The sequence below is a fragment of the Lunatibacter salilacus genome (assembly GCF_009797935.1).
In the GTDB taxonomy this organism is placed as follows: domain Bacteria; phylum Bacteroidota; class Bacteroidia; order Cytophagales; family Cyclobacteriaceae; genus Lunatibacter; species Lunatibacter salilacus.
On sequence record NZ_VOLC01000018.1, the window covers coordinates 77,927 to 92,059 of the forward strand.

Consider the following 14,133-nt stretch of genomic DNA (forward strand, 5'->3'; position numbering starts at 1 on the left):
TTTTAAAATATGATATAAAAGTTTAAGTCGATCTTTCAATAAATCTCTATTGGGAGATTTGTTGTTTTTAATTCATTACGAGTTCATCCACCATAATCCAAGCCTTTTGGCCTTTTGCTCCGTGCCATGCGGGTAGGGAGGCTATTGGTTGGGCGATGAAGCGCATTTGCTCGATTCCCTGGCCTGAGAATGGAATTTCTATCTGGGTGAGGGCATTTTTGTCCTCCTGGGTAGGCTGCCGGGGTTTGTGTTTTTTTGACAGCGTCCATTCCCCCCCGCCTTTTTTGGTCCAGATCTCCACTTCGGCGGGAGGAAAAAACCGCGAACCGTTGTTGTACCAGATCGAAAGTGACATGGAATTGATGTCAGTGGGCGCCTCAAATTCCATTTCCACCTCCAGGGGGCTGTTGAGAAAACCCAGCCAGTTGAGGTTCCACGAGTCCGGTATTGCCTTGGCCTTGTCGAACAGGCTGGCAACTCCGTCTCCCTTGTACCTGTCGGCCGGTGGGTATGTAAGTTCATAGGATTTTGGGCTGATGTCCGACTGGATAAATTCCGCGGAGGATAAATTACTGCCAGTCCATCCCGGAGAGAAGGCCCGTGCTTTCAGGGTAAGGTTTTCGGAGATTTCCAGCGGCCCCTCATAAAGTGAATAGTTGCTGCTGTCCGGTTCAGTGCCATCCAAGGTGTAGAAGATGGACGTACCCTGTATGGGATGTTTGATTTCAACCTGAAGTTTCTCCTTGAAAAAAGCGTTGTCGAATTTGATTACGGGCGGATTCAGTTGATAGACGGTGCCGTCATCCTTATAGCCTGTCTCCACCCTGGTATTTGGCAGGGCTGCTTTTATTTGGTCAACCACTTGGGGTTCCAGCCCCGTGTTCCATAGAAACAGTTGCCGGAGATTTTTGAGTTTTTCCAACTCCACTGCGGCAGTGGGTTCCAGCGGATTCCCCGAAAGGGAGAGCAGACGGAGGTTTTCCAATCCGGAGAGCTGACCAATTCCTTCACCCTTTATGGAGGCAAAGTTGAGGTATAGGCGTTCCAGGTTGGGGAAGTTGCTCAGTTCGGCCATGGTCGCATCGTCGATCGGCATGTTGTTCAGGTTCAGAGACACCGTCTGTTGCCGCACGGGGGCAAGTTCCGCCAGGGATTTTGGATCAAAGGCGGCCCTCCCGAAGTAGCTCACGGACAGGGCGGGGGAATTCATTCCCAATGCCTGCACCTTTCGGTAGAAATTGGTGAGTTCCCTGACTTTCCCGGCATCCGCCTTGGGAAAGTCATAGGTTTTTTCCACGTTGGAGAATTTGGCCACCGCAAGCCTGAAAAATGAGGTGGTGTCGGGCATCGCAAGCAGTTTTCTTTCAAACTCGGCACCACTGTCTATCCAGGATTCCAAAATTGCCTTTTCCTCGTCCGTCAATTGAGGTTTGCCCTTGGGGGGCATATGGTCTTCATCTTCCAGTGGGAGGTGGATACGCTGGAAAATCAGGCTGTTATCCCTATCCCCCGGTACCACGGCCGGTCCGGATTCCCCTCCTGTCGTGATAAACTCCGGCCTGTCCATGCGGAGTTCCCCCTTCTGTTTGGAAGCTTTGTGGCAGCTGACACACTTTTTCTCCAGGATGGGCATGACTACATGGGCAAATACCTCGGCATCTTCCAAATCCACAATTTGCTCCCCACTCCCGGCAAGGGGCGCGGTGACGAAGTCTTCCCCGTGGGTGATGGAGGCTCCAAGGTGGCCGGATACAAGTAGAGTGGCAGTGATAAAGGCCAGGCCCGCATTGCGGAGTGCGGGGGGGGATTTTTCCAGGTACACATATAGCAGGGAAGAGCCCCAGAACACGGCCAGTCCCGTCCATTTGTGCCAGTGTAGGGCATCAGCCTCGTATCCCGGTTCCCGGGAAAGCAGCATTCCGGCGATAACCGTGAAGGATGCCGCGAGGCATCCTGTCAAAAGAAGGCCGTTTCCGTAATGGCGGGAATCACTTTTGTCCCTCATCAGGGATGGAAACGCCAGTACGACTACTGCTATCAACAGTACGGCAATGGGAAAGTGGAGAACCAGCGGGTGCAGTCTCCCGAACACGTGTAGCCAATCGGGTATGACTAACCGGTTTTCAGCAAGTACTAGAACTAAAACAAACACGTGGGTGCCGAACAATACCTGTTCGGCGGCACTCTTTAATTTTTGGGTTGACATATGGGTATTTAAGGTTACTGGCAGCTTTGTCCGGTTAGGCAATCAGCCCGCTGACGGCCTTGCCGGAGACATCAGTCAGCCGGAATCTTCTTCCCTGGTGGCGGAAAGTCAGCCTTTCGTGGTCCAGCCCCAGCAGTTGGAGCATGGTGGCCTGGAAGTCGTGAACGTGCACGGGGTCTTTGGTGATATTATATCCGAACTCATCCGTCTCGCCATAAACGATTCCCGGCTTCACGCCGCCCCCTGCCATCCAGATGGAAAAGGCCCTTGGGTGGTGGTCCCTTCCGTAGTTGTCCGCAGAAAACCGTCCCTGGCAGTAGTTGGTCCTTCCAAACTCGCCACCCCAAATAACCAGGGTCTCGTCAAGCAGGCCACGCTGCTTGAGGTCCGTGATCAGTGCGGCGGATGCCTGGTCGGTGTCAAGGGCCTGACCGGCCATCTCGTTGGGGAGGTTTCCGTGCTGGTCCCATCCCTGGTGGTAGATCTGTACGAAACGCACCCCGTTTTCGGAGAGCTTTCGGGCCAGCAGGCAGTTGGCCGCATAGGTGCCGGGTACCAGGCACTCAGGTCCGTATAGCTTGACGATACTGTCCGGCTCCTTGGTGATGTCGGTCACCTCGGGAACAGCCGTCTGCATCCGGTAAGCCATTTCGTATTGTTGGATCTTGGTGGTGATTTCGGGGTCGCCGAAGGATTCGTAGTTAATCTGGTTGAGGCTGGCCAACTTGTCAAGCATCCGCCTGCGGTCCGTCCTGTCCATTCCTTCGGGGTCGGAAAGGTAAAGCACGGGCTCTTCGCCGCTGCTAAACTGCACCCCCTGGTGCACGGAGTCGAGAAAGCCGTTGGTCCAAAGTTTGGAGTAAACGCCCTGTCCGTTGCCCTTTCCCCTGGAAAGAAGCACGCAGAAGCCGGGCAGGTTGTTGTTTTCGCTTCCCAGCCCATAACTCAGCCAGGCACCCATGCTTGGACGGTTGCCCACCTGTGCGCCGGTCTGGAAAAAAGTCAATGCGGGGTCGTGGTTGATCGCCTCGGTATGCATGGACCTGACGATGCAGATGTCATCGACTATTTTTGCCGTATGGGGGAAAAGATCGCTGATCCAAGCTCCTTCCTGCCCGTATTGTTTGAACCCGTGGTGGGATCCCACCATGGGAAAGGAGGACTGCCCGGCTGTCATGCCCGTGAGGCGCTGCCCCTGCCGTATTGAGTCGGGAAGCTCCTCACCCATTCGTTTGCTGAGTTCCGGCTTGTAGTCGAAGGATTCCAACTGGCTGGGTGCTCCATTTTGGAATAAATAGATCACCCGCTTTGCCTTTGGCGCAAAATGGGGGATGTTTGCCATCAGTTTGTCCGTATCCAATGAAGGTTTTCCGCTAAACAGGTCCGGTACCAGCAGTGACCCCAAGGCCAGGCTGCCCAGCCCAAGGCTTGCCTTGGAGAGAAACTTTCTCCTGTTTTCGTTGAGTCCGCCTTCCAATCTTTCCTTTTCCATATCAAGTTCTTGTTATTGCTTCTTCCAAATTATACAGGGCTACCACGACCTGCATCAGGGCAGCCGCCCCGGGGGTTTTTAAGGTGTCGCCCACAGGTAATTTCCCGACGGACACTGATTTGAGCAGTTCCTCCGGACGGGTTTCAAACCTGCCCATTTCCTCGGCGTAATAGCCCGCGAGCAGGGATATTTCTTCGTCTTTCGGTTCCCTGCAGACGATTCGCACGAAGGCCTCCGAGATGGCTGCTTCCGCATCCGCACCATGTTTGTCAGCCAGCGAGGAGGCCAGCGTGCGGGCTGCTTCCAACACCAGGGGATCATTCAACATGGCTAAAGCCTGTAACGGGGTGTTTGTACGGCTTCGTGTAACTTCACACAGGTCTCTGTTACTTCCGTCAAAGATAATGGGTTTCGGTGGGGGTGATGTAAGTTTGATAAACGTGTATAGTCCCCTGCGGTAGAGGGCATCTCCTCGGTCCTGCCGGTATACGGCCAGTTCGCCCCTCCCGGAGGTGGAGGCCTCCCACAACCCTTCGGGCTGGTAGGGCTTCACACTGGGTCCGCCGACTTCCCGGACCAACAATCCACTGCTGGCCAGTACGTGGTCCCGGATGTGTTCCGCATTCAGCCTAAGCCGGGGAGCCCTGGAAAGATAAATATTTTCCGGGTCGCGTTCCAAGTTGCTCCGGTTAACTTCGGCTGACTGCTGGTAGGAAGCCGAAGACACGATTTTTTTGACAAGGTACTTGACGTCCCAGCCGCTTTCCCGGAAGTCCACGGCAAGCCAGTCCAACAGTTCAGGATGTGATGGCAAGTCGCCCTGCATGCCGTAGTCGCCGGCGGATTTCACGATGCCGCTGCCAAACAGTTCCTGCCAGATCAAGTTTACGAAAACACGGGCGGTAAGGGGGTTTTCCTCATCGAAGGTCCACTCGGCGAGGCCTAGCCTGTTTTTGGAATATTTGGAGTCGTTGAACGCGAATATTTTCTCCGGGGTGGAAGGGGTCACGGCTGTGGTGGGGGCATCATATATTCCCCTGTCCAAGATGTAGGTGGTGCGGACGGTATCGGAGAAATCCTCCATCACCGAAACCATGATCCGGCTGCTGTCCTTGTGGTTGATAAAGTCCAGTACCCCGGTTAAATCCTCATTTTCCACCCACATGATGGGTGTCTTGGCAGGCTTGGACACGCTCACATCGCCCTCATAACCCTTTTCCGGTGTGTTGTTGAAGAAGGAGAAGAGCTGGAAATAGTTCTCCTGTGAGATGGGGTCATATTTGTGGTCGTGACACTGGGCACACTCGACGGTGAGTCCCAGTATTGCCTTGGTGAACGTATTGGTCTTGTCCAAAATGTATTCTATGCGGTATTCTTCCTCGATGACACCACCCTCCTCGGTATACTTGTGGTTGCGGTTAAAAGCCGTCGCGAGGATTTGTTCTTTATTGGCATCCGGGAGAAGATCTCCGGCAAGCTGCCAGGTGATAAATGTGTCGTAGGGCAGATTTTGGTTAAATGCATGTATAACCCAGTCGCGGTAGGGCCATTGGGTTCTGATGTTGTCATCCTGGTAACCGTAGGAGTCGGAGTACCGGGAGATATCCATCCATAGCACTGCCATACGCTCCCCAAAGGCGGTGTCAGACAGCAGTCTGTCAATTATTTTGTCTGTGGCTTCCGGGCTGTCATCTTCAACATACTCACGGACCATCTCCGGTGAGGGGGGAAGTCCTGTCAGGTCAAAACTTAGCCGCTTGAGTAGGTGTGCTTTTGAGGCCGGGTCGTTGGGTTCCATCCCGCGCCGCTCCAAGGCGGCAAGCACGAATGCGTCTATTTCATTTTTGGCCCATTCACCGGAACCTGCTTTGGGAAGTTGCGCCTTTACGGGGGGTACGAAAGCCCAATGGGGTTCATATTTAGCTCCTTGTGCGACCCATTTCCGGATGGTTTCCTTTTCTTCCCCGCTGAGCTTCAGGTTGGATTCAGGGGGAGGCATCATCTCGTTTTCGTCCGTTGCAAAGAGGCGGTTTACGACTTCTGAGGAACGGACGTCACCGGGAACAATGGCGTGGGCGGAAGGGTTTTCCTTCAGGGCGGCGTATGCACCCTCTTCCGTGTCCAGCCTCAGGCCAGCCTCGCGCTTGTTGGCGTCCGGGCCATGGCAGGCAAAACAGTTGTCGGATAGTATCGGACGGATGTGGAAGTTATAGCTGAGTTGGTCACTGTCGACAAGGGAGGAGGAATTGTCTCCTTTTTGGCTACAGGCTGCTGCCAAGTAGAAGACAAAAATAAGAATTAGGTGAACAAAGCGTTTGAGCATTTTTTTGGGTTGTTAATTCTATTTCTTAATTTCAAATTTGATTAATTTTCCAACAAAAACCAAAGTAATTTTTTTTATAGGTCGGAATGGCATTTGCTGGAGACTATTGGCATTCGGAGCGGGAGCAGATAAGTCCCGGGAGAGGTGATGTTCTGTCAACGTATTGAACGCCTTCAGTTATTAGCAACAAAAAAAACAGGAGATTAGTTTGGTACCCATTTCATGGAGGGCATAAAAAAAAGCTGCCAATAAGCAGCTTTTATGAGTTAAACCTTTTTGATGTTGGAGAAATCAAACGTTTCCAAAAACTTGGTTGTAAAGTTTCCAGCCTTAAATTCCTTGTCTTCCAACAACGCGAGATGAAAAGGAATGGTTGTTTTGATTCCATCTATGACGAATTCTTCCAAAGCCCGCTTCATCCGCACGATCACCTCTTCTCTGGATTGTCCGCTGACGATCAATTTAGCAATCATCGAGTCATAATTTGGAGGGATCACATATCCCGCATATACGTGGCTGTCAATCCGTACCCCTCTTCCACCGGGAAGATGAAGGTTTATAATTTTTCCCGGGCTGGGCCTGAATCCGTTGGAAGGATCTTCCGCATTGATCCGGCATTCCATGGCAAATAGCTTCGGGTAATAATTCTTCCCACTGATGGGTTCTCCCACGGCTACTTTGATTTGTTCTTTAATCAAATCGAAATCTGTTACCTCTTCAGTAATGGGATGCTCCACCTGAATACGGGTATTCATTTCCATAAAATAGAAATTCCGGTGCTTATCAACCAAAAATTCTACTGTACCCGCACCCTCATAAGCGATGGCTTCTGCTCCTTTGATGGCCGCAAGGCCCATTTGATCGCGCAATTCGTCCGTAATAAAGGGCGAGGGAGTTTCTTCTACGAGTTTCTGGTGGCGGCGTTGAATTGAGCAGTCCCTTTCGGATAGGTGGCATGCGCGCCCACGACTGTCTCCAATGATCTGTATTTCAATATGGCGTGGTTCTTCCACAAACTTCTCCAGATAGAGGCCGTCATTTCCAAAAGCGGCTGCGGATTCCTGTCTCGCATCATCCCAAGCTTTTTTAAATTCGGCAGGTTCCTTCACGATCCGCATTCCCCGGCCTCCGCCTCCTGCTGTTGCCTTGAGGATAATCGGATAGCCGATCTTATCGGCAATTTTCAATCCCTGCTCAACATCCTTAAGTAACCCCTCCGATCCAGGGATCGTGGGCACACCTGCTTTAGCCATGGTCGCTTTTGCGGTGGCTTTGTCTCCCATTTGATTGATCATTTCGGGGCTGGCACCGATGAATTTTATTCCATACTCTTCACAGATTCTGGAGAATTCGGCATTCTCCGAAAGAAATCCATAACCGGGATGGATGGCATCAGCATTTGTGATTTCAGCTGCCGCAATGATTCGGGGGATGTTCAGATAAGAATCCTTGCTGGGTGCAGCACCTATACAAACCGCCTCGTCAGCGAACCTAACGTGAAGACTGTCCTTGTCAGCAGTGGAATATACAGCCACCGTTTTGATGCCCATTTCCTTGCAAGTCCGAATGATGCGTAGAGCTATTTCCCCTCTGTTAGCTATTAATATTTTTTTAAACACTTTTTTCTGAGTCAGTTTTTTGCGTAATCAATTTTACTCTGCCACCTCGATTAAAAACAGGGGTTGGTCGAATTCAACTGGAGAGGAATTTTCCACCAATACTTTTACGATCTTTCCTGAAATCTCAGCATCAATTTCGTTGAAAAGCTTCATGGCCTCGATAATTCCAACAGTTTGGCCGGCCTGAATGGTGTCACCTACGCTGACAAATGGTCCTGTTTCCGGGTTGGATGATCGGTAAAAGGTGCCTATCATGGGAGATTTAATTTCTTTGTGGCGGATATTGACTTCATCTGCCGAAGTACTGCTTGGTGAAGGGGTATTTTGTGGACTGGGAGCACTATTGTGGGAGGTTACCATCTGGGCCGGTGTTTCCACCATGCGAACAGCAGCTGGTGCATCAGCACTTTTTTTTATGGAGAGCTTAAACTCATCCGTCTCTATTTTTACTTCGGCTAGGCCTGAATGGGAAATAAAGTCAATCAACTCTTGTATCTCTTTGGCTTTCATAATTCATTTATTTGGTAGGTGCTATAGGATAAGCTGTAACACGATGGGGCAGAATTATAGGTCTTTAAACTTTTCAAGCCCTCTAATGTAATAAAATTTAATGAAGGTTTTTGTATTTATTTCACTCTTTCTGAATAAGAACCGTCCCGCGTATCTACTTTAATCAGGATGTCCTGGTTTACGAAAAGAGGAACCATTACCACCGCTCCGGTTTCCAAAGTAGCCGGCTTCAGCGTATTCGTTGCGGTATCTCCCTTGATTCCGGGCTCTGTATAGGTGATCATCAGTTCCACGAATGCAGGTAACTCTACACCCAATGGTTTTTCCGTTTCAGCATGGATAAGGATGTCTACCATTTGGCCTTCCTTCAATAATTTTGGACGCTCAATAAGTGACTCTTCGATGGGTATTTGCTCAAAAGTTTCCGAATCCATGAAGTGATAGCCCATGTCATCTGCATAGATGAATTGATGGGGCCGTTTTTCGACACGGGCAGTGGTGACTTTTTCTCCGGAATTAAAAGTTTTGTCCAATACCTTACCGGATGTTAGGCTTTTTAATTTGGTCCTTACAAAAGCCGGACCTTTGCCCGGTTTTACATGTTGAAATTCGACAATGGTCATGATGTCGTGGTTGAATTCCAAACATAACCCATTCTTAAAGTCTGCGGTACTTGCCATTGGTTGATTTGTTTAAGTAATTGGTTAAGAGCTTATTTGGTGTCATATCCCCACTTGAGGTAGATGGAGCCCCAGGTAAAACCACCGCCAAAGGCAGCAAGGATTAAGTTGTCTCCTTTTTTCAGACGGGATTCATAGTCCCATAAACAAAGGGGTATGGTGCCTGCGGTGGTATTTCCATATTTTTCGATATTTAACATGACTTTTTCCGGACCGATACCCATTCGGCTAGCCGTGGCGTCTATGATTCGTTTGTTTGCCTGATGCGGTACAAGCCAGTCGACATCATCTCCGGTCAGGTTATTCTTGGCCATGATTTCGGCACTCACTTCCGCCATGTTGGTGACGGCGAATTTATATACCGTAGATCCTTCTTGGAAAATGTAGTGTTCTTTTCTGGCAATAGTCTCCAAACTAGCTGGACGAAGACTGCCACCTGCTTTCATGTGCAGGTAATCGGCTCCCCCTCCATCTGAATGCAATATGGAATCCACGATTCCCAAATCTTCCGTCGTAGGCTCCAATAACACAGCTCCCCCACCGTCTCCGAATATGATACAGGTAGACCTATCTTCATAATTGACAATAGCGGACATTTTATCAGCACCAATTACGATTACTTTTTTGTGAAAGCCCGTTTCAATAAACTGGCTGCCCACGGTCAGTCCATATAAAAAGCCTGAGCATGCGGCAGAGATATCAAAACCATAGCTCTTATTGGCACCAACATTGGCCGCTACCAAGTTGGCGGTAGAGGGGAAAAACATGTCCGGGGTGACGGTAGCACAAATAATCAGGTCAATTTCATCAGGTGAAGTGTTGGTTTTTTCAAGCAAACCTTTTACTGCCTCAGTGGCTATGACGGAAGTACCTTGATGGTCTCCCTTTAAAATTCGTCTTTCTTTGATGCCTGTACGGCTGGTAATCCATTCATCATTGGTATCTACTAAGGTTTCAAGTTCCTTATTGGTCAGTACATAGTCAGGTACCCAACCGTGTACTCCAGTGATGACAGCTCTGGTTTTTCTCATGGAATGTTTTCTTTTGGATGTAGCTTTGACCGCTTGCCTATATTCCAGTAGCCGCCTCTTTGGGTAGGCAAGGAATCGGTTCAAAACCAGCATCTTTGTTTTCCTTTAATTAAAAGGAATGCCAAAATTATTTAAAATGTAGGTGTCCACCAAAGATTTTTCAAAGTTGATGAAATAAAAATCGGTTTCGAAGGCTTTAATTCTGCGAAATCAAATATATTTCTACCACCTTTGATGCCGTACACCGATAGGAAAAAAATCAATTAATCTCTTCGTTGATTCAACGTGATTAATGGAATAAGGGTCATTGTGAGGAAGCGCAATTAATTACCTGTCAACAGTTTAATTTCAAACATTAATTGCTTCTGATTGTGCTATGTAGAGAAGAAACTAAGGGGTGCCTCTTTCGTCCAAGATGTAGGAAAGGACAAATCGATCGTACGATTTGCCTTTTCCAAATATTTTGAGACAGGACGTTTTTTTATGGACCAAGTCGCTACAGTATGCGTAATGTTGATGGTATAAATAATGAAGTTGGCATTATGCTTCTACTTTACTAGTAACCTTGGAATCGGACATGATACTATGCAGGTCTTCATCGATAATTTCTTTCTTTAGATCGGCATGCTCCAAAAATAGCTCATAGACCATGTCAAGCTCCACTTTGTTAATGGGATATCCTATTTTGTGAAGGCGAAAGGCCAGGGCAGCCCGCCCGCTTCGTGCCGTAAGGACAATCATGGATTCATCCACACCTACATCCACCGGGTCAATGATTTCATAGGTCTCCCGGTGTTTGATGACACCGTCTTGGTGGATCCCCGAAGAATGCGCAAAGGCATTAGAACCTACAATGGCTTTATTTGGCTGCACCAGCATACCCATCCGTTCGGCCACAAGGCGGCTAATGGGGTTTAACAGTTTTGAGTTAATTCGGTTGGTGACATTCAATCGGGGGTGCTGCTTCATGATCATGGCCACTTCCTCCAAGGAGGTGTTTCCGGCTCTTTCCCCAATGCCGTTGATAGTGCATTCTACCTGCCGGGCACCGTTCATGACAGCAGATATGGCATTTGCGGTAGCTACGCCTAGATCATTGTGACAATGTGCCGAAATGATCACGTTTTCAATCCCGCGGACATTGTCCACCAGGTATTTGATTTTCGCACCATACTCATCGGGGAGGCAGTATCCGGTGGTGTCAGGGATATTGAGAACCGTGGCCCCAGCCTTAATAGCGGCCTCGCAGACCCTGGCCAAATATTCGTTTTCGGTTCTTCCTGCATCTTCCGCATAGAACTCGACATCCTCCACATATTTTTTGGCATGTGCCACCGCTTCCCCCGCCCATTCCAGGATTCTTTCCCTAGTACTTTGGAACTTATATTTTATGTGAGAGTCAGAGGTCCCAAGACCTGTATGGATCCTAGGTCGTCTGGCATACCTCAGTGCGTCTGCCGCTACTTCAATGTCTTTCTTCACTCCCCTGGACAGGGCACAAACAATAGGTTCAAATACGTTTTTAGAAATCTCTACCACCGAATTGAAATCTCCCGGGCTTGAGATTGGGAATCCGGCTTCAATCACATCAACCCCAAGCATTTCGAGGTGTTCTGCAATTTCAATTTTTTGTGGTGTGTTAAGCTTACAACCGGGGACTTGTTCCCCATCTCTTAGGGTGGTGTCAAAAATTAATACGTGACCTGTATCCATAATTTACCGTTTGTTTTTAGAACTTCTAATGTAAAACCTTATGGGTTCTTGCTAAATTGATATATCTTTATTGTTCCGACATCCAAAGTATTAAATAAATACCTAATATACTGAAAATCAAATAAATAATCATTTTAAAATTATGATACCCACTTCTAAAAAAGATTTTTTATTTGAATTGATAAAAAACTTGTCACCCGCCGAGAAGCGTAGTTTTAAGCTTTTTGCCAATCGGTTGGAGGCCAATCAAGAGGCGAAATTTATCCAATTATTTGATGTGATGGAGAAGTTGGAAGTCTACGATGAGGAAGCATTGCTGGACAAAGCACCCGTGACTCGGAAGCAACTCGCCAACATGAAATCCCATCTATATAAGCAAGTGCTTGTGAGTTTGAGATTAATTTACGCCGACCGAAACGTGGAACTGCAACTAAATGAACAGATTGATTTTGCCCGGATTCTATACAACAAGGGGTTGTATATGCAGAGCTTGAAATTGTTGGAAAAGGCAAAACATACGGCAAACCAATATTTTCTGGACACCATTGTCCTGCGTGTTGTAGAGTTGGAAAAAGTCATTGAATCTCAACACATCACCCGAAGCATGCGCAATCGAGCGGAGACACTCAGCAGTCAGGCCGATGAGTTGGTCGTTCATGTGACCAAGAAAAACACATTCAGCAATTTATCCCTACAGCTCTATGGCCTGTACCTGAAAACCGGCTATGTTAAGGACGAGGAGGGAAAAAAACGTGTCGAGGCGTTTTATTACAGTAACATGCCCGAATTTGACATGCAACAATTGGGGTTTTATGAAAAGCTCTATCTTTTCCAGGCCCAAGTTTGGTTTTATCACATCACACAGGATTTTCCACTCTGCTTCCGGGCCTCTCAGCGCTGGGTGGATTTGTTCGATGAGTACCCGTATATGCGTAAGGTAGCAACGGGCAATTACCTGAAATCCTACCATTATCTTTTAGATACGCTGTTTTACCTGGGGCATTACGAGAAATTCACCGAAGTGCTCCAGTTGTTTAAGGACAATTTGGCAGCCGCAGATTTTCAGATGGACGATAATTGCCGCTTACTTGCCTTTTTATATGTGTATTCCAACACGTTGAATATTCACTTTATGCGGGGGGAGTTCTCCAAAGGAGTCAACGAAATAATGCCACAGCTCACCAAAGAAATGCGAAAGCTGGAGAACAAACTGGATGTCCACCATCAGGCAGTCCTACACTATAAGATTGCCTGCCTTTATTTCGGTGCGGGCGAAAACCTGCATGCCATTGGGTATTTGGATAAAGTGATCAAGCGAACGGGAGTAGGACTTAGTGAAGACCTGCAGTGTTTTGCCCACATCCTAAAATTGATCTCCAGCTATGAAGCGGGATTGGATGAGAATCTCGACATACAAATCAGAAATGTATATAAGGTATTGGTCAAAATGGATGATTTACACCAGGTTCAAAGGGAGATGATTTCCTTTATCCGTCAGCTGGGTCAGATTTTTGATTATCAGTTGAAAATGGCATTTATCGATCTGCGGGAAAAACTAAAACCCTTTGAATCCCACCCCTATGAAAAACGAGCCTTTTTATATTTGGATATCGTCTCTTGGCTTGAAAGCAAGATTGAAAACCGCTCCGTGCAGGAGATCATACAGGAGAAATTCCGTGAAAAAATGAAAGCCATCGAAAAGTAAACAATGTAAAATATGGCTGGGGTATATACACAAAAACCAACCTGGGTACAGGTTGGTATTGTATATATGCAAGAATGTAGCCTTTTTAGGCCATTACTTCTTTTTCCATGATGACCTGTCCTTTGTAGTACAGTTTACCATCAAGCCAAAATGCCCTGTGTCTTAAGTGGATTTCTCCGGTGGTAGGACATTGAGAAAGACCTGGAGCTGTTAACTTGTAATGTGTTCTCCTTTTATCTCTTCTGGTTTTCGAAATTTTCCGTTTAGGATGTGCCATTTCTTATTTTATTAAAATTATTTTTTATTCTTAAGTTTCTTCAATTCTTCCCACAAGGGGTTGTTTTTCGGTTCGCTGTCGACTTCCCCCTCAGGGTTCTCGCTGCTGTAGACAAGCTTACCGTCCTCGTCGTATTCTTCCTCCTCATCTTCCCCATATTTGGGATGAATGCGCTTGAAAGGGACTGCAAGCAGGATAAACTCGTAAATGAGCTGGGCCACATTAATGGTGGCCGTGTCATTGGTGATGATGAAAATCTCATCACTTAGCTCCTTTTCCTCCGGTCCATACTTGTAAAGTACACGTTCTTTTACGTGTAGTGGATGGTCGTATTTCTCCAAACTTCTGTCACAGGTCAACTCGACTGTCCCTGATATGTCAAACCAAGCCTCAATGACCGAAGCCTGTTTCAATAAGGTGACTTTCACTTGGAGTGAGCCATTCGGAGCAATCTCGTTGCCTTCAAAATAACTCAAAAACTCCCCGCCTATCTCAAAAGGAAATACATGCTCCCCTTCTTTTAGACGTATGATATCAATATCAAATGACCGTAAGAATTTCACTGTTCCCTCCTTTT

11 protein-coding genes are annotated in these 14,133 nt (G+C 47.8%); 1 reads left to right on the top strand and 10 read right to left on the bottom strand.

The window, feature by feature from the left end:
- Nucleotides 1-67 precede the first annotated feature (67 nt).
- From FQ608_RS21040 to FQ608_RS21075, 8 genes are all read right to left on the bottom strand, one after another.
- On the bottom strand, nt 68-2,206 hold the full coding sequence (locus FQ608_RS21040) for a c-type cytochrome domain-containing protein (protein ID WP_158860462.1): 2,139 nt from the start codon (nt 2,204-2,206) through the stop codon (nt 68-70).
- A gap of 34 nt (nt 2,207-2,240) precedes the next feature.
- Nucleotides 2,241-3,698, bottom strand: coding sequence for a DUF1501 domain-containing protein (locus tag FQ608_RS21045; RefSeq protein ID WP_158860463.1), 1,458 nt, complete (start codon nt 3,696-3,698; stop codon nt 2,241-2,243).
- Nucleotide 3,699: 1 nt separating this feature from the next.
- Nucleotides 3,700-6,021, bottom strand: coding sequence for a PSD1 and planctomycete cytochrome C domain-containing protein (locus FQ608_RS21050; RefSeq protein ID WP_158860464.1), 2,322 nt, complete (start codon nt 6,019-6,021; stop codon nt 3,700-3,702).
- A 266-nt stretch (nt 6,022-6,287) separates the two neighbouring features.
- Nucleotides 6,288-7,640 (bottom strand): acetyl-CoA carboxylase biotin carboxylase subunit, encoded by a 1,353-nt coding sequence (gene accC, locus FQ608_RS21055; RefSeq protein WP_158860465.1) that lies wholly within the window; start codon nt 7,638-7,640, stop codon nt 6,288-6,290.
- 33 nt (nt 7,641-7,673) lie between these two features.
- Nucleotides 7,674-8,150, bottom strand: coding sequence for an acetyl-CoA carboxylase biotin carboxyl carrier protein (accB, locus tag FQ608_RS21060; RefSeq protein WP_158860466.1), 477 nt, complete (start codon nt 8,148-8,150; stop codon nt 7,674-7,676).
- A 116-nt stretch (nt 8,151-8,266) separates the two neighbouring features.
- On the bottom strand, nt 8,267-8,830 hold the full coding sequence (gene efp / locus FQ608_RS21065; RefSeq protein ID WP_158860467.1) for an elongation factor P: 564 nt from the start codon (nt 8,828-8,830) through the stop codon (nt 8,267-8,269).
- A 32-nt stretch (nt 8,831-8,862) separates the two neighbouring features.
- Nucleotides 8,863-9,861 carry a beta-ketoacyl-ACP synthase III gene (locus FQ608_RS21070; protein ID WP_158860468.1) on the bottom strand — a complete coding sequence of 333 codons (999 nt, stop codon included), beginning with the start codon at nt 9,859-9,861 and terminating at the stop codon, nt 8,863-8,865.
- Between the two features lie 540 nt (nt 9,862-10,401).
- Nucleotides 10,402-11,574, bottom strand: a complete 1,173-nt coding sequence (locus tag FQ608_RS21075) for a 2-isopropylmalate synthase (RefSeq protein WP_158860469.1) — start codon at nt 11,572-11,574, stop codon at nt 10,402-10,404.
- Between the two features lie 142 nt (nt 11,575-11,716).
- Between FQ608_RS21075 and FQ608_RS21080 the strand changes: the two genes are divergently transcribed.
- Complete coding sequence (locus FQ608_RS21080) at nt 11,717-13,279, top strand: hypothetical protein (protein ID WP_158860470.1); 1,563 nt, start codon at nt 11,717-11,719, stop codon at nt 13,277-13,279.
- An 85-nt stretch (nt 13,280-13,364) separates the two neighbouring features.
- Here FQ608_RS21080 and rpmF read toward each other — a convergent pair whose 3' ends face one another.
- Together rpmF and FQ608_RS21090 are read right to left on the bottom strand one after the other, a co-directional pair.
- Nucleotides 13,365-13,556, bottom strand: coding sequence for a 50S ribosomal protein L32 (gene rpmF, locus FQ608_RS21085; protein ID WP_158860471.1), 192 nt, complete (start codon nt 13,554-13,556; stop codon nt 13,365-13,367).
- Nucleotides 13,557-13,573: 17 nt separating this feature from the next.
- Nucleotides 13,574-14,119 carry a YceD family protein gene (locus tag FQ608_RS21090; RefSeq protein WP_158860472.1) on the bottom strand — a complete coding sequence of 182 codons (546 nt, stop codon included), beginning with the start codon at nt 14,117-14,119 and terminating at the stop codon, nt 13,574-13,576.
- Between the last annotated feature and the right edge of the window lie 14 nt (nt 14,120-14,133).